This is a genomic window from Pseudomonas sp. UTLPPB19802, assembly GCF_059730225.1.
In genome coordinates, this window is the sequence record NZ_AP048545.1 from 2,284,489 (window position 1) to 2,299,324 (window position 14,836).

Annotated in this window: 14 protein-coding genes and 1 pseudogene; 3 read left to right on the plus strand and 12 right to left on the minus strand. The window is 62.4% G+C overall.

Translation table 11 applies throughout. The features are described from left to right. Nucleotides 1-176: 176 nt before the first annotated feature. Nucleotides 177-2,768, minus strand: coding sequence for a glycosyltransferase (locus AC6I6U_RS10365; protein ID WP_497881855.1), 2,592 nt, complete (start codon nucleotides 2,766-2,768; stop codon nucleotides 177-179). Between the two features lie 244 nt (nucleotides 2,769-3,012). On the opposite strand from AC6I6U_RS10365, the gene tcdA reads away from it, so the two are divergent. Continuing rightward, a complete protein-coding gene (tcdA, locus tag AC6I6U_RS10370) occupies nucleotides 3,013-3,822 on the plus strand; it encodes a tRNA cyclic N6-threonylcarbamoyladenosine(37) synthase TcdA (protein ID WP_497881856.1) in 810 nt (269 codons plus the stop codon). Between the two features lie 22 nt (nucleotides 3,823-3,844). On the opposite strand, the gene AC6I6U_RS10375 is transcribed toward tcdA, so the two are convergent. From AC6I6U_RS10375 to AC6I6U_RS10390, 4 genes are all read right to left on the minus strand, one after another. Beyond that, nucleotides 3,845-4,255, minus strand: coding sequence for a SufE family protein (locus AC6I6U_RS10375; protein ID WP_497881857.1), 411 nt, complete (start codon nucleotides 4,253-4,255; stop codon nucleotides 3,845-3,847). After that, nucleotides 4,252-5,457, minus strand: a complete 1,206-nt coding sequence (locus tag AC6I6U_RS10380) for an aminotransferase class V-fold PLP-dependent enzyme (protein WP_497881858.1) — start codon at nucleotides 5,455-5,457, stop codon at nucleotides 4,252-4,254. Before AC6I6U_RS10380 ends, AC6I6U_RS10375 begins: the two co-directional genes overlap by 4 nt. A gap of 153 nt (nucleotides 5,458-5,610) precedes the next feature. Further along, nucleotides 5,611-6,645: a 2,3,4,5-tetrahydropyridine-2,6-dicarboxylate N-succinyltransferase gene (gene dapD / locus AC6I6U_RS10385; RefSeq protein WP_497881859.1), complete on the minus strand. Its 1,035-nt coding sequence runs from the start codon at nucleotides 6,643-6,645 to the stop codon at nucleotides 5,611-5,613. Nucleotides 6,646-6,690: 45 nt separating this feature from the next. Further along, nucleotides 6,691-6,999, minus strand: coding sequence for an arsenate reductase (locus AC6I6U_RS10390; RefSeq protein WP_497881860.1), 309 nt, complete (start codon nucleotides 6,997-6,999; stop codon nucleotides 6,691-6,693). Nucleotides 7,000-7,270: 271 nt separating this feature from the next. On the opposite strand from AC6I6U_RS10390, the gene AC6I6U_RS10395 reads away from it, so the two are divergent. Continuing rightward, the gene (locus AC6I6U_RS10395) at nucleotides 7,271-8,914 is read left to right on the plus strand and encodes a Na+/H+ antiporter (RefSeq protein ID WP_497881861.1); all 1,644 of its coding nucleotides are present in this window, start codon (nucleotides 7,271-7,273) and stop codon (nucleotides 8,912-8,914) included. 77 nt (nucleotides 8,915-8,991) lie between these two features. Here the strand turns inward: AC6I6U_RS10395 and AC6I6U_RS10400 are convergent, their stop codons facing one another. The 7 genes from AC6I6U_RS10400 to AC6I6U_RS10430 all read right to left on the minus strand — a co-directional run bounded on the left by AC6I6U_RS10400 (nucleotide 8,992) and on the right by AC6I6U_RS10430 (nucleotide 14,492). Further along, nucleotides 8,992-9,411: a hypothetical protein gene (locus AC6I6U_RS10400; RefSeq protein WP_497881862.1), complete on the minus strand. Its 420-nt coding sequence runs from the start codon at nucleotides 9,409-9,411 to the stop codon at nucleotides 8,992-8,994. Between the two features lie 24 nt (nucleotides 9,412-9,435). Continuing rightward, on the minus strand, nucleotides 9,436-10,428 hold the full coding sequence (locus AC6I6U_RS10405; RefSeq protein ID WP_497881863.1) for a threo-3-hydroxy-L-aspartate ammonia-lyase: 993 nt from the start codon (nucleotides 10,426-10,428) through the stop codon (nucleotides 9,436-9,438). A gap of 73 nt (nucleotides 10,429-10,501) precedes the next feature. Next, nucleotides 10,502-11,767, minus strand: a complete 1,266-nt coding sequence (locus tag AC6I6U_RS10410; RefSeq protein ID WP_497881864.1) for an aspartate aminotransferase type Ic — start codon at nucleotides 11,765-11,767, stop codon at nucleotides 10,502-10,504. A 4-nt stretch (nucleotides 11,768-11,771) separates the two neighbouring features. After that, nucleotides 11,772-12,116 carry an AzlD domain-containing protein gene (locus AC6I6U_RS10415; protein ID WP_497881865.1) on the minus strand — a complete coding sequence of 115 codons (345 nt, stop codon included), beginning with the start codon at nucleotides 12,114-12,116 and terminating at the stop codon, nucleotides 11,772-11,774. Next, nucleotides 12,113-12,847 (minus strand): AzlC family ABC transporter permease, encoded by a 735-nt coding sequence (locus AC6I6U_RS10420; RefSeq protein WP_497881866.1) that lies wholly within the window; start codon nucleotides 12,845-12,847, stop codon nucleotides 12,113-12,115. The genes AC6I6U_RS10415 and AC6I6U_RS10420 overlap by 4 nt, the downstream gene beginning before the upstream one ends. Before the next feature lie 52 nt (nucleotides 12,848-12,899). Beyond that, the gene (locus tag AC6I6U_RS10425) at nucleotides 12,900-13,778 is read right to left on the minus strand and encodes a sugar phosphate isomerase/epimerase family protein (protein WP_497881867.1); all 879 of its coding nucleotides are present in this window, start codon (nucleotides 13,776-13,778) and stop codon (nucleotides 12,900-12,902) included. A 132-nt stretch (nucleotides 13,779-13,910) separates the two neighbouring features. Next, complete coding sequence (locus AC6I6U_RS10430) at nucleotides 13,911-14,492, minus strand: acyl-homoserine-lactone synthase (protein WP_497881868.1); 582 nt, start codon at nucleotides 14,490-14,492, stop codon at nucleotides 13,911-13,913. Nucleotides 14,493-14,636: 144 nt separating this feature from the next. Between AC6I6U_RS10430 and AC6I6U_RS10435 the strand changes: the two are divergent. Next, a pseudogene (locus AC6I6U_RS10435) lies at nucleotides 14,637-14,792 on the plus strand (hypothetical protein); the annotation flags it as partial. Between the last annotated feature and the right edge of the window lie 44 nt (nucleotides 14,793-14,836).

A 14,836-nucleotide genomic window follows, 5' to 3' on the forward strand; every position in this document is an offset into this window, starting at 1 on the left:
GAAAACATGAAAGACAGGCTCGGCCTGTGGGAGCGTGATTGCCCGCGAAGTGTTGGCGCCTTTGAGGCCCTCTTCGCCAGCAAGCCGGCTCCTACAGGGCGCGGTGTGCAGAAAGTGGCGGATATCTTAAAGCAAAACGGCGACCAAAGGCCGCCGTTTAGTGGATTGCCTGGACTTTATGCGGCCGGCACCTGCTCAGGCTCCTCGGCCGGTTTCGGCAGCGAAGAGACGAAAGCCATGAACAGCGCAGCCACGTATGGCAGAGACTGCACCAGCAGCATGGCGACCCAGAAACGCATGTCGTTGCTCGGCAGGCCCTGCACCAGGTAGATCCCGAGCGCCGCGCCCCACAACAGCAGCATGATGAACAGTTCTTCGCGCGCTTCCGAGATCGCGACCCAGAAGCCGTGCTTGTCGGCGTTCTTCGGTGTGCGGAAAAACGGAATGCTGCTGGTGAAGAAACCGTACAGCACCGCCTTGGCGATGGTGTGCGACAGCGCCAGGCCGGCCAATGCCGCGGCGAAGGCGTCCTTCATGTTGACGCCGACCGCGCGCCGGTAGAGGAACAGGATCTTGCCGACCTTGAAGAAGAACAGTGCCAGCGGCGGGATCGCGAAGATCAGCAGCGGCGGGTCGACCTGTTTCGGCACGATGATCATCGCCGAGGACCAGAGCAGGGCGCCGACGGTGAAGAAGATGTTCATGCCGTCCGCGACCCACGGCAGCCAGCCGGCGAGGAAGTGGTAGCGCTGGCCACGGGTCAGTTCGGTGTCCTTGCCGCGCAGCAGGCTGGCAGTGTGCCGCTTGATGATCTGGATCGCACCATAGGCCCAGCGGAAGCGCTGCTTCTTGAAGTCGATGAAGGTGTCGGGCATCAGGCCCTTGCCGTAGCTGTGATGGTGGTAAGCCGCCGACAGGCCTTTTTCGAACACCCGCAGGCCCAGCTCGGCGTCTTCGCAGATACACCAGTCGGCCCAGCCCAGTTCTTCCAGGACCGAACGACGGGTCATGGTCATGGTGCCGTGCTGGATGATCGCGTCACGGTCGTTGCGGGTGACCATGCCGATATGGAAGAAGCCCTTGTATTCGGAGTAGCAGAGCTTCTTGAAGGTGCTTTCGTGCTGGTCGCGGTAGTCCTGCGGCGATTGCACGATGGCGATCTTCGGATCGGCGAAGTGCGGCACCATGTGCTTGAGCCAGTTGCGGTCGACGCAGTAGTCCGAGTCTATCACCGCGATGACTTCGGCATCCTTGGCGGTATGCGGGATCAGGTAGTTCAGCGCACCGCCCTTGAAACCGGCCAGGGGCGCGACGTGGAAGAAGCGGAAGCGCGGGCCGAGGGTCTCGCAGTACGCCTGCACCGGCTCCCAGACCGCCGGGTCCTTGGTGTTGTTGTCGATGATCAGGACTTCGTAGTCCGGATAGTCGAGGGCCGCCAGGGCATCGAGGGTCTGTTTGACCATCTCCGGTGGCTCGTTGTAGCACGGCACGTGGATGGAGACTTTCGGGCGGTAGTCCGATTCACCCTCGACCGGCAGGAATTCGCGGCGACGCTTGTGGGTCCAGACCGCCTCGGCCAGTTCGTGTGCCTCGGTCAGCAGCACGATGAATACCCCCAGTGCGCCGAGGGCGAGGAGGAAGCCCACGGTCAGGCTGAACCAGGTGCTGTACTGCTGGCTGTAGTCGTAGCCGATCCACACCAGTACCGAACCGCAGAGGAAGGTGATGAACGTCAGGAATGTCCGGCCGCGCTGGCGCAATGCCGAGCCGTCGATCAGCAGGACCGCCAGCGACAGCATCGCCAGCACCACCGAACCGACGGCCAGGGCTCGCCATTGTGGAATGGCGACTACCGGGCCCTCGAAATTGAATTTCTGCTGGCGCGCGGCGTTGTACACGCCCCAGTAGGCGCCCACGGAGCCTTCGTCGCTGGCTTTCCACGGCTGGTCGAAGGCTTCGATCACGAAGTAGTTGAAGCCCTGGCGGTTAAGCTTGTTCACCAGCGTGCGCAGGTAGATTGCCTGGTCGGCCTGGGTCGCATCGGCGCCTCCGCGCATCCGGCCATTGCTCGGCCAGCCGACTTCCGAGAGCAGCAGCGGCTTTTTCGGGAACATGCGCTTGAGTTCACGGGCGCGGTCGAGCACGAACTGGCCGGATTTCTCCATCGGGATGAATTCCCAGTACGGCAGGATGTGCGCGGCGATCAGGTCGACATGCCTGGCCAGTTCCGGGTTGTGTTCCCAGATATGCCACTGTTCGGAGGTGGTCACCGGCACCTTCACCGCGGCGCGCACGCGATCGAGCAGAACCCCCAGTTCCTTGGCAGTGATTTCCTTGCGGAAGATCGCCTCGTTACCCACCACCACGCGAACCACGCTGCGTGAGGTGTTGGCCAGTTCGATGGCACGGGTGATTTCCCGTTCATTCCGCTCCTGGTCCGGGCTGATCCAGATACCCAGGGTGACCCGCAGGCCGAATTCCTCGGCCAGCTTGGGGATGTCCTGCAGCGTACCGTCGACCGAATAGATCCGGATGTTGTCGGTCAGCTTGCTGATGATCTCCAGGTCGCGACGCATTTCATCGTCGGTCGGGTACTGGTCCTTCTGCGGGAATTGTCCCTGCTGGAAGGGCGAGTAGGAGAAGCCGGAAATATGTTCAGGCCAGTTGGGGGCCGAGACCGGACGGTTGATCAACGCCCAGAAACCGGTGAACAGCGCGGCGATTGCCAGCACCACCACCAGGTTGAGTCCAAATTTACGCGATGACATAGATATTTCGGGTTCCGAAGTAGAACGTTGAACAGCGCGGCGCGCATCCTACACGTGCGATACGTGCTAGAACACTGCGGAGCTTAGGCAGTGACCATCGGTTTAAGTTCTTTCCCGAGTCTTTGTAGTCGGTTTCTTGTGAAGGTGCTGTCATTTTCACTCTGGTAGCCGCCATTTGTAGGCTGAAGGTGCCTGCGCCCTGCGATCAGCCTATAATGCGCGCCGATTTTTCCGGTGATTGGTCATGAGTGCAGAAGATCCGCGGTTTGCCGGCGTTGCCCGGTTGTATGGCATTGAGGGCCTGGAGCGGCTGAAGGCGGCTCACGTGGCCATCGTCGGCGTGGGCGGTGTCGGTTCCTGGGCGGCCGAGGCCATTGCCCGCTGCGGCGTCGGCGAGATTTCCCTGTTCGACCTGGACGATGTCTGCGTCAGCAACAGCAATCGCCAGTTGCATGCCCTCGACAGTACGGTGGGTCGGGCCAAGGTCGACGTCATGGCCGAGCGCCTCAAGGGCATCAACCCGGACTGTCAGGTGCATGCGGTGACGGATTTCGTTACCCGCGACACCATGGCCGAGTACATCACCGCCGATATCGACTGCGTGATCGACTGCATCGACAGCGTCAACGCCAAGGCGGCGCTGATTGCCTGGTGCAAGCGGCGCAAGATCCAGATCATCACCACCGGCGGGGCGGGTGGGCAGATCGATCCGACGCAGATCCAGGTCTGCGACCTGAACCGCACCTTCAACGACCCGCTGGCCTCCAAGGTGCGTTCGACCCTGCGTCGTGATTATGGCTTCTCCCGGACGGTCAATCGCCACTACAGCGTGCCGTGCGTGTTTTCTTCCGAGCAGTTGCGCTATCCGAAACCGGACGGCGGTATCTGCCTTCAGAAGAGTTTCGTCGGTGATGGAGTGAAGCTGGACTGTGCGGGTGGATTCGGTGCGGTGATGATGGTCACGGCGACCTTCGGCATGGTTGCCGCGACCAAGGCCGTGGACAAGCTGGTAGCGGGCGTGCGGCGGCCGTCGGAGCGGGCCAGGCCGCAATAACCCTCGCCACAACCCGTGCCGTTCAGGGCTGGCGAGTCAGCTCGCGCATCCGTTGCAGCACGGCGTTCAGGCCGTTGCTGCGCGACGGTGATAGCTGGCGGGACAAGCCGAGCTGGTTGAACCAGTCGGGCAGGTCGATTGCCTGCAGCTCCTCGGCTCTCAGGCCGTTGACCCGCACCAGCAGCAGCGCCACCAGCCCACGAATCATCCGCGCATCGCTGCTGGCGACGAATCGCCACTGGCCGTCCTGCAGACTGCCCGTCAACCAGACCTGGCTTTCGCAGCCATGCACCCGGTTGGCCTCGGTTTTTTCGGCTTCGTCCAGGGTGGGTAGGCGCTCGCCCCATTGCATCAGCAGGCGCGCCCGTTGCTCCCAGCCGGCCGCCGCCTGAAAACTGTCCAGGGCGCCTTGGGCTTCGCTCGGCAAACTCATCGCAACAGCTCCAGGGCCTGGTCCAGTGCTTCGAAAAAGCGCTCCAGGTCCTCGGAATCGTTGTACAGCGCCAACGAGACACGGATCGCCCCGCTCAAGCCAAGTCGTTTCATCAAGGGCATCGCGCAGTGATGACCGGCCCGCACCGCGATGCCCTGTTCGGTCAACAGGTGGGCCAAGTCGGCGCTGTGGACACCTTCGACGGTGAAACTGGCCAGGGCCAGTTGCGGTTCGCCCAGCAGATGGATGCCCTTGCGCACCTTGAGGCCTTGCAGCAGGTGATCGTGCAGCGCGGCTTCATGGGCAAGCACCGCGGCCTGATCCAGCCCGGCGAGATAGTCGAGGGTCGCGCCCAGGCCGATCACGCTGGCAATCGGCGGCGTTCCGGCCTCGAAGCCCAGGGGCGTGGGGCGGAAACTGGCGTGCTGGTAGTCGGCGTCCTGGACCATCTCGCCGCCGAACTGCCAGTGGCGCAGTTGCCGCAGGGCGTCGTTGCGACCATAGAGCACGCCGAGCCCGTCGGGGCCGTAGAGCTTGTGGCTGGAGAAGACATAGAAGTCGCAGTCCAGTGCCTGCACGTCATGGCGGCCATGCACGACGCCCTGGGCACCGTCGACGACGGTCAGGGCGCCACAGGCCTTGGCCCGGGCCAGCAGTTGAGGCAACGGTTGCCAGGCGCCGAGTACGTTGGACAGTTGGCTGACCGCCAGCAGGCGGGTGCGTTCGCCGATCAGGCCATGGGCGGCGTCGAGGTCGATCAGGCCGGCGGCGTTGATCGGCAGGACCACCAGCTTGAGCCCACGTCGTTTTGCCAGTTGTTGCCAGGGCAGCAGGTTGGCGTGGTGTTCCAGGGCGCTGATGACCAGCTCGTCGCCCTGTTGAAAGAGATGCTCCAGGCCGTAGGCCAGGAGGTTCAGCGCCGAGGTGGCGCCATGGGTGAAGATGATCTGTCCGTTTTCGCCCGCTCCCAGCCATTGGCTGGTTTTCAGCCGGCTGTCCTCGAAGGCCTGGGTCGCATGGGCGCCTGGCAGGTGCTGGGCACGGTGCACGTTGGCCGCGCCATTGGTGTAGTAATGCGTCAGGGCGTCGAGCAGGGCCTGGGGTTTTTGCGTGGTGGCGGCGCTGTCCAGGTAGGTCTGGTCCTGCCGTTGCAGGGCGGCGATGGCCGGGAAATCGGCGCGCCAGGGGGAGGGTATCAGCATGGTGTTGGCCCCGGTGGTGGGATCGCGGTTTGCCAGCGGAGGTTGAGGCGATCTTTAGGGCCTCTTCGCGGGCAAGCCCTGCTCCTACAGGTACTGCGGTGATTGGCAGCCTGTGTTGTGGGAACCGATGGACCGGCTCCCACAGGCGCGCTATCAGTTGTGTGCGTGCAGTGCTTCGTTCAGCTCGATGGCCGACTTGTGGGTCTTGCATTCCACGGCGCCGGTTTCCGAGTTGCGACGGAACAGCAGGTCCGGTTGACCGGCCAGGTCACGGGCCTTGACCACCTTGACCAGCTGGTTGTTCTCGTCGAGCAGGGCGACCTTGGTGCCGGCAGTCACGTACAGGCCCGACTCGACGGTGTTGCGGTCGCCCAGCGGGATACCGATACCGGCGTTGGCGCCGATCAGGCAGCCTTCGCCGACCTTGATCACGATGTTGCCGCCACCCGACAGGGTGCCCATGGTCGAGCAACCGCCGCCCAGGTCCGAACCCTTGCCGACGAATACGCCAGCCGAGACGCGGCCTTCGATCATGCCCGGACCTTCGGTGCCGGCGTTGAAGTTGACGAAACCTTCGTGCATTACGGTGGTGCCTTCGCCAATGTAGGCGCCCAGGCGGATACGTGCGCTGTCAGCGATACGTACGCCGCTCGGCACCACGTAGTCGGTCATTTTCGGGAACTTGTCCACCGAGAACACTTCCAGCAGCTCGCCGCGCAGACGCGCTTCCAACTGGTGCTCGGCCAGTTCGGCCAGGTCGATCGCGCCCTGGCTGGTCCAGGCCACGTTCGGCAGCAGCGGGAATACGCCAGCCAGGCTCAGGCCGTGCGGCTTGACCAGGCGATGGGACAGCAGGTGCAGCTTGAGGTAGGCCTCTGGCGTGGAGGTCAGTTGTGCGTCTTCGGCCAGCAGGGTGGCGACCAGCGGCTTGTGGCTCTCGGCCAGGCGGGTCAGCAGCGCGGCTTGTGCGGCGTCGACGCTCTTGAGGGCTTCGGCCAGTTGCGCGGCCTGCGCCGGGGTGAAGCTGATAGCCTGGTTGCCGCCGGTGTAGCCCAGTACCGGGGCGACGGCCTCGACCAGTGCGGCCGATGGCTGGATCAGTGGCTGGGCGTAGAACACTTCCAGCCAGGCGCCTTGACGATTCTGGGTACCGACACCGAAGCCCAGGCTGAACAGAGTAGTGGACATGCAGTTACCTCTTGCGAAATTGAGTGGGGCCTTGAGCGCTCTGGCTCAGTTGAGGGCCGCCGCGTAGCTATCTGGCTTGAAGCCAATCAGGGTTCGGTTGCCGAGATCGAGCACCGGGCGCTTGATCATCGAAGGTTGTGCGAGCATCAGCTCGATCGCCTTCGCCTGGTCGAGATCGGCCTTGCTGGCGTCGTCGAGCTTGCGGAAGGTGGTGCCGGCGCGGTTGAGTACCACTTCCCAGCCGTGCTCGTTGCACCAGCGGGTGAGGTTTTCGCGGTCGATGCCGGCGGTCTTGTAATCATGGAAATCGTAGGCTACGGCGTGTTCGTCCAGCCAGGTGCGAGCCTTCTTCATGGTGTCGCAGGCCTTGATTCCGAAAAGGCGCAATGTGTTGCTCGTATCGGTCACGGGAATTGCCCCCTTTTGCAGATGTGCGAGATGAACAGTCGGCAATTATGCCATGGCCGAGTCGGTTCGGGGCCAACCCCTTGGCTGCCCATTTGGTCGGCAGGGATTTCACATGCGACCATGGCACGACGCTCGCGCGGCAGATTAAGCGGTTAATATGGCACTTTGGCGGCTGGTTGCTGCCGGAGATGTTGTTGAACGATTGGGAAGTCGCCTTATGCAAACCGCCTACACCGTCCTCATTCTGCTGATGCTGGTCGGCGTCTCGCGTTTGTTGGCGCGGGTAATTCCGCTGCCTCTGCCGCTGGTGCAGATCGCTGCCGGCGCGGCGTTGGCCTGGCCGACCCTCGGCCTGCATGTCGCCCTCGACCCGGAGCTGTTTCTTTTCATGTTCCTGCCGCCGTTGCTGTTTTCCGATGGCTGGCGGATGCCCAAGCGCGAGTTTTGGCGTTTGCGCGGACCCGTGCTGACCCTGGCGGTGGGATTGGTGCTGTTCACCGTGGTCGGCGCCGGCTACTTCATTCACTGGTTGCTGCCCGGTATTCCCTTGCCAGTGGCGTTTGCCCTGGCTGCGGTACTATCGCCGACGGACGCCGTGGCGGTTTCGGCGATTGCCCAGAACCGCCTGCCCACACCCTTGATGCACATGCTGCAGGGCGAGGCGTTGATGAACGATGCTTCGGGCCTGGTGACCTTCAAGTTCGCCCTGGCGGCGGCCGTGACCGGGGTGTTTTCCCTGGCCAATGCCAGCCTGACGTTCCTGCTGGTGGCGGTCGGTGGCCTGGCCACTGGGGTGGTGCTGAGCTGGCTGATCGGCCGCTTGCGGGCCTGGATGATTGCCCGGGGCTGGGACGATCCGGCGACCCATGTGGTGTTCATGCTGCTGTTGCCGTTTGCCGCCTATGTCCTGGCCGAGCGCCTGGGTGTCTCGGGCATCCTCTCGGCGGTGGCGGCAGGCATGATGCAGAGCTGGCTCGACCTGCTGCCACGGCAGACCAGCACCCGGCTGCTCAATCGCAGCGTCTGGTCGTTGCTGGAGTTTGCCTTCAATGGCCTGATCTTCCTGTTGCTGGGCTTGCAGTTGCCGGACATCGTCAAGGCAGTGGCCAGTCATGAAGCCTCGTTGTGGCCAACGCTGTTCTACCGTTGCCTGGATGTGTTGGCGATCTTCCTGGTGTTGCTGGTGCTGCGGTACGTCTGGGTACAGAGCATCTGGCGGTTGTCGGTATTGTTGCGGCGTTGGCGCGGCAAGAGTGAACTGGCGTCGATGCCCAAGGCACGTTCCTGCTGGCTGTTGACCCTGGGCGGTGTCCGTGGGGCAGTGACTCTGGCGGGTGTGATGTCGGTGCCACTATTGATCGCGCCGGGAACGGCTTTTCCCGAGCGTGACCTGCTGATCTTCATCGCTGCGGGGGTGATCCTGCTGTCGCTGGTGACGGCCTGTATCGCGTTGCCGGTGTTGTTGCGTGATGTCGCGCCGAGTCCGGACGATGCTCGTCGCCATGAAGTACGCGAGGCCTGGCGACGGACAGCCGAGGCCGCGATCCGCGCGCTGGAGATCGAGGAGGCGGCTGAGCCCAATGCGGCGGATGCGGCCCAGGCAGCCTTGGCCGCCGAACTGAAGGCGCGGATCATGTCCGAGTATCGGCATCAGTTGGAGGTGTTCAACGATTCCGCCGAAGCCCAGGCGCTGGCGTTCCAGATGGACCTGCTGGAGCGGCGCCTGCGCCTGAAGGCACTGCGGGCGCAGCGGCTGGAATTGTATAGCCTGCGTCGTCATCACCAGATTGGCGATGATGCTCTGCGTGAGGTGTTGGGCGAGCTGGACCTGAGCGAGGCCAACCTGGGGCAGGTGAAGTAGCAGCGCAGTTGGCGTCTCACGCAGGGATGGCGCGGCACCACCGTCTACCGGCGGATACCGGGCAGCCTACGGGGCGCTCACCACCCGGGCTCTCGACCATCGTTGGCGTGGGGAGCATCCACCACCATGGTTGGCTGAACCCTGCGGATACGCCGCTCCACGTGGTAGGCACCGTCATCGTTGTGGCGGATGTAAAGGCGCCCGCAGCTGCCACAGCACCATACGGTGCTTTGGTTGTAGGGATAGTAGAGCGGCGCGATGGGGGCTTGCGGTGACCAGTAGGTGGTGCCCTGGGGGTGGTATTCGTCGATCACCGCCTCCTCTGGAGGATACTTGGCCAGTGTGCCGATCTCGGTGAAGGCCTCTTCCCGATAGCCTACCGGCCAACTGCTCCAACCTTCCAGGCTCCGTTGGAGGCAGGCGCATTCGCGAGTAATGGCCGATGACTCGATTGCCAGGCCGAAAAGGGTTTGGGCATCGATGAGTCGCTGCGCCATGACGATGATCTCTCCTTGATTCGCTTACCGGTTCGCAATGTGCCCGTGCGGCTGGAGCAATAGCCGGGCGTAGTGCTCAAGGTCGACATTGCCGCCAGACAATATCACGCCAACCTGTTTGTCTCGAAGCTGTTCACGCAGCTTGAAGGCGGCGGCGGCCGCCAGGCACCCCGTGGGCTCGACGACCAGGTTCATGCGTGCAGCGAGGAACGCCATGGCCTCCAGCAACTCGTCATCGGTTACGGTGACGATATCGCTGACCCGCTCCCGGATGATCGGGAACGTGAGGTTGCCCAATGACTGGCTCTGCGCACCGTCGGCGATGGTGACGGGTGTCGGGATGGTGACGAGAGAGCCCGTGCGCAACGAGCGTTGCCCGTCATTTCCGGCCTGTGGTTCAACGCCGATGATCTGGCAATCCGGGGCCAGGGCGTTGGCGATCAGTGCCGTCCCGGCAATCAGCCCTCCGCCCCCGACCGGGACGAGCAGCACGTCCAGCTGACCAACCTCTTCGAACAGCTCCAGGGCGGCAGTGCCCTGGCCCGCGATGACATCGGGGTGATCGAACGGAGGAATAAAGGTGTAGTCATGCTCCTGCTGTAACTGCCTGGCGATTGCCAGCCGGTCTTCGGCATGGCGGTCGTACTCCACCACCGTTGCTCCGTAGCCTATCGTCGCCGCCTTCTTGGCCGCCGGTGCATCGGAAGGCATGACGATCACCGCCGGTATGCCCAACTCGCGTGCGGCCAGCGCGACTCCCTGGGCGTGGTTGCCGGACGAGTAGGCCACCACTCCCCGTTGCCTGGCCGAGGTGTCGAGTTTCATCAGGGCATTGAGTGCGCCGCGTATCTTGAAGGCCCCCATGCGTTGGAACTGCTCGCACTTGAAGTGGATGCGGCTGTGCAGCCAGCTGTCGAGGGTGGACGAGGTGAAGACGGGCGTGCGCTGGACCCGACCTTTCAGGCGGGCAGCAGCGTCTTGCACATCCCGTGCAGTGGGCAATGGCGGTTCACTCATGATGGTTCCTGGATGGATGCGAAGGCACGGCACGAAGGATTCGCCTTCGTGCCGTCGGGACGGAGCCGTGGGCTCAGCGAGCTTCCCCGTGTTCGGCACACGCGAGCAGGACCGAGTTGGCGATGATTTCGGTCGCCTGGTCGATCTGTGCCAGGTTGAGATAGGAGGGTGCAATGCGCAGATGGCGCCCCTGGGCGTCATGACCATGACAGTGGGTCGCCCCGGCAGGTGTCATTTTCACCCCCGCCTCGGCGGCGATGGCAACCACCCGGCCGGCCAGCCCTTCGGGCACCAGCAGGGAGATGAAGTAGCCTCCGCTGGGACGGGACCAACTGACCTGCGGCAGCCCTGTCAGCGCGCGGCTGAAGACCTGCTGGACGCGCTCGAACTTGGCTCCCAGCGATTGGCCGTGATGTTTCATGTGCGCCAACAGGTTTTCCTGTGTACGGAAGAACATCAGGTGCCGGACCTGGTTGACCTTGTCCGGGCCGATCGTCTTGTGCTGGCGGCAATCGAGCCACCAGCGCAGGGTTGCGGGGCTGCCGCCGATCATCGAGATACCCGAGCTGGGAATGACCATCTTGGATGTCGAGGCAAACATGATCACCCGGTCCGGGTTGCCGGCACGCACGCAGGCCGGGTACGGAGCCGGTGCCTGCTCGGGAGCGCCCTCGAAGTCGTGAACTGCATAGGCGTTGTCCCAGAACAGCTTGAAGTCCGGTGCCGCCGTGGGCATGCCGGCGAGTCGCCTGATCACTTCCTCGCTGTAGATCGCGCCGTTGGGGTTGGCGTGCCGAGGTACGCACCACATGCCACGAATGCTCGGGTCGGCTGCGACCAGGCGTTCTACCGCTTCCATATCGGGCCCATGCTCGTCCAGGGCCACGGGAATCATTTCGATGCCGTAGTACTCGCAGATCGAAAAGTGCCTGTCGTAGCCGGGTTCCGGGCAGATGAAGCGTACCTTCTCGGCCTTGCCCCAGGGCTGCGTGCCCGGGAACCCCTTGATCCAGGCATGGCCAATGGCTTCGTGCATCAGGGCCAGGCTGGAGTTCTCGCCGATAGCGACTTGTTCGCCGGGAAGCCCGAGCAGGGCCGGCCCGAACAGTTCACGAACCTCCTTGACGCCTTGCAGCCCCCCATAATTGAGCCAGTCCTGGCCATCGGCGGAAGAGAACTGATGGGTGCCGGGAAGACTCAGGAAATCGTGCGACAGCGAGATCTGCTCTGGCGAGGGCAGGCCACGGGTCATATTGATCGACTCACGGCGTTCGCAGAATTCGGCGTGTTTCTCACGCAGTTTTTTCAGTTCCGGCAGCGGTGGGCGAGAATCTGGCATTGCGTCAAACTCCTACGAAGAACGTCATGGCGATGAAAAAGCCGAGGCAGATGAAGAGGGTCTTGAATACGCCTCTGAAGCGTGCGGCGATGAATACGGCGAGGCACAGGGTGGCCAGTTTCAGTAGGGCCAGGTGATTGTCGAAATGGCCCATCCAGTCGTTGTAGTAATGCTCGCCCAGCAGGGCGGAGTAGATGATTCCACCCATGACGCCAAAGGCTGCATAGTTCAGGAAGCGATAGATCAAGCCATCGGAGGCGATCTGGAATTTGTGAAACACCAGGATGGGAATGGCCCGCAAGGCATAGGAGGCGAGCGAGGCAACGAGAATCAGCGTCCAGTTGTTCATTGGGTCTTCCGTTCAAACAATGCGTCCCAGATCAGCAGGGCGGCGCCGATCGCGAAGGGCACCACGAAGATCTGGTACTCGTGCAGGTAGCGGCCAACGATTGGCGTCAAGGCGAAACCGGCGCCGGTGGCGATCATCGGCTTGAGTTTCGGCCATGCCAGTGAGGCGAGTACGGTGAAGTGAATGGGGAGGATCACACTGATGACCGACTGCAGGAGAGGGTTCTGCTCGGCGCTGACCCAGTAGCCCAGGCCGGTGGCGAGAATGGCGACCAATAGCGTGCTGATGCCGCAACCCAGGTAGTAGTTGTAGACATTGGCGATCATGCCCTTCCTGGCATTGGACAGCGTGAAGGTGGAGATCGACAGGAGTTGGGCCGACAGCAGCGATTTCCACAACGGCACGCCCTTGAAGTGCTCGGTGAGCACCGAGGACATGATCAGGAAGCGAAAGTTGACCACCAGGGTGGTGAACAGGATCGACATGACGGTCAGGTTCTCCCCGTGCTGGGCGAGGAAGACCTGCAGCGGCGCTGCGTGCACGGTGAAGGTCATCAGCAACGCCTGGAGCCCGGTGAAGCCCCCAATCCGGCTGGCTGCACCAATGGAAAAGAACAGGAACATGAAGGTCAGGCAGACGGGGAGTGAATCGATGCAACCTTCCATGAAGGAACTGCGTCCGGTCAGGCGCTGCTCTCCTGGCGATTCAGTGACCGATGCGGGGTTTCCCATGTTGGAGCCTCCGGCGCTGACGACGAGGTGAACCCGTCGTCAGCGCAACAGATTATCGAGCGCTGGACGCTACGAGTTGGTTGAGAAAGTCGACACTGCCACGCAGGGTGCCGCCACGGGTTTCGAAACCGACCATGCCCTTCCAGCTGGTGTACTGGACGGCATCGATCAGGCCGGGAAAATCGAGGTTGCCCTGGCCCAGCGGGAAATGCGAATCCCTGTCGCCATTGTTGTCACTGAAAGACATGCCAACCACGCGGTTGCTGAACTTCCAGAAGAAGGACAACGGATCGCCTTCGTTGACGTAGGCGTGGGATACGTCCAGGAACATATATAGGCCTGGCACGGATTCCAGCACGTGCTCCACTTCGTCTTCGGTGGTGCAGATGTAGTAGAAGGGGTGGAAGCGAGTGTAGTTGCACAGGTTCTCCAGCCAAATCTGCACGCCACGGGCCTTGCCATAGGCGACCAGTTCCTGGAGATTGCCGATGAGGCGTTCCAGGCCTTTCTGGCGTGCTTCCTTGACCAGGCGCGGTTCGACCACGCCGCCGCCGTGCACGATCAGCGGTGCGCCGCCCAGTGCGGCACAGATGTCGACCTCTTTTTTCACGTAGTCGAGGGCGGCGGCGGCCAGGTCTTCCACGTCACTGCCCAGTGGCGCCTTGAAGTTGCCGTGGAAGATGGGTTTTACCCCGGTGCTGGCGATCATTTCGTTCAGCGCGGCGATGCGTTGCCCGGTGAAGTCGGCCGGACGTTCGCCCTCGAGGCTGCCGTCGATGTACCAGTGGCTGTAGCCCTGTTCGAAGGCCCGCTGCAACCCGGCCTCGGCTGCCAGATAGTCCTGTTGAGCCGTGGCGGTGATGAACTCGGGCCAGGTTTCCCGGCTGGCGAACTCGGCGTCGCGTTTTGGCAAGTCAATCACGGTGTCCATGTGTCATCTCCACAGTCCAGTTGTATTTATGATGAAAGCGTGATGTTTACGTACCGCCATGGCCGCAGGGCCCAACCCGGTACATTGCGATGCGGGAGGAATCATCTATCAATCTGCTGGCGGAACAACCTATCAATTTGACAGGTTGGATTCGACCTCGCTGCCCGCCAGGGCATCCAGTGTCTTCTGGCTGAGGGCGATGGACAGGGCAACGGCGCGCTCGACGCCGATGGTCCTGGCCGGACCCAGCCGACGGATGTCCAGGCCAAGCCTGATCAGCAGTTTCTCGACACCGACGGCGGTCACCGTAACGAAGTGCTTCAACCCTCGTTCGACACCAAAACCGACGACTGCCCTGATGGCGATGAGTGACTGGTCGGAGAAGGCGTAGGGGCGTCCGCTCGGTTGGCAGATCGCAAAGCGGCTGAGCTCCCAGGTGTCTTCGGCGCAGGGAACCGGTGCGCCCGCCAAGAGTTCCGGAAAAGTATCGGCCAGCATGTTCGGGCCGGTGGTCGGCAGGAGTCTCCAGCAACCACAGACACTTTCATCCGGATCCGCATCCTGCAGAATCATGTAGTAGGGATTCAGCGCGTCGTAACCATCGATCTCCATGCCTGCGATGACACTGACGTCCCAGTCTTTTTTCTCTCGAAATATCCTGGCTCGCAGTTTGTGCATTTCTTGCAGGCAGCTCTTGTCGAAGTTGTTTCTCATATCAATAGCTATATTCACGGAAGTTACCTCACGAAGGTGACTTATTTGTATATCCAGATTGGATAATTAGCAGCCTATCAATCTGATAGGTGGCCGCTGTACCGAGAGTCGAATATCGTCTGGGTTTGCTGATGAGACGCCGAAATGAGGGTTGAACGAAGTTTGATCAGGCAAGCCGTTGCGTTGCGCCTGCAGCTGGGCTGGAGTCAGGGTGCGTTTTGGCGAATGTTCGGCTTGAGCCAGCCGGCGGCAAGCCGGCTGGAGTGCGCAGGGCGGGGGTCGGCAAGCCTTGCGGTGTTGCTCAGGCTGTATATCGCCGGGCGGATCGATGTGCACGATCTGCT

Coding starts and splice junctions, on each gene's coding strand:
- AC6I6U_RS10365 (WP_497881855.1), bottom strand. CDS start 2,768: ATGTCATCGCGTAAATTTGGACTCAACCTGGTGGTGGTGCTGGCAATC.
- tcdA (WP_497881856.1), top strand. CDS start 3,013: ATGAGTGCAGAAGATCCGCGGTTTGCCGGCGTTGCCCGGTTGTATGGC.
- AC6I6U_RS10375 (WP_497881857.1), bottom strand. CDS start 4,255: ATGAGTTTGCCGAGCGAAGCCCAAGGCGCCCTGGACAGTTTTCAGGCG.
- AC6I6U_RS10380 (WP_497881858.1), bottom strand. CDS start 5,457: ATGCTGATACCCTCCCCCTGGCGCGCCGATTTCCCGGCCATCGCCGCC.
- dapD (WP_497881859.1), bottom strand. CDS start 6,645: ATGTCCACTACTCTGTTCAGCCTGGGCTTCGGTGTCGGTACCCAGAAT.
- AC6I6U_RS10390 (WP_497881860.1), bottom strand. CDS start 6,999: ATGAAGAAGGCTCGCACCTGGCTGGACGAACACGCCGTAGCCTACGAT.
- AC6I6U_RS10395 (WP_497881861.1), top strand. CDS start 7,271: ATGCAAACCGCCTACACCGTCCTCATTCTGCTGATGCTGGTCGGCGTC.
- AC6I6U_RS10400 (WP_497881862.1), bottom strand. CDS start 9,411: ATGGCGCAGCGACTCATCGATGCCCAAACCCTTTTCGGCCTGGCAATC.
- AC6I6U_RS10405 (WP_497881863.1), bottom strand. CDS start 10,428: ATGAGTGAACCGCCATTGCCCACTGCACGGGATGTGCAAGACGCTGCT.
- AC6I6U_RS10410 (WP_497881864.1), bottom strand. CDS start 11,767: ATGCCAGATTCTCGCCCACCGCTGCCGGAACTGAAAAAACTGCGTGAG.
- AC6I6U_RS10415 (WP_497881865.1), bottom strand. CDS start 12,116: ATGAACAACTGGACGCTGATTCTCGTTGCCTCGCTCGCCTCCTATGCC.
- AC6I6U_RS10420 (WP_497881866.1), bottom strand. CDS start 12,847: ATGGGAAACCCCGCATCGGTCACTGAATCGCCAGGAGAGCAGCGCCTG.
- AC6I6U_RS10425 (WP_497881867.1), bottom strand. CDS start 13,778: ATGGACACCGTGATTGACTTGCCAAAACGCGACGCCGAGTTCGCCAGC.
- AC6I6U_RS10430 (WP_497881868.1), bottom strand. CDS start 14,492: ATGAGAAACAACTTCGACAAGAGCTGCCTGCAAGAAATGCACAAACTG.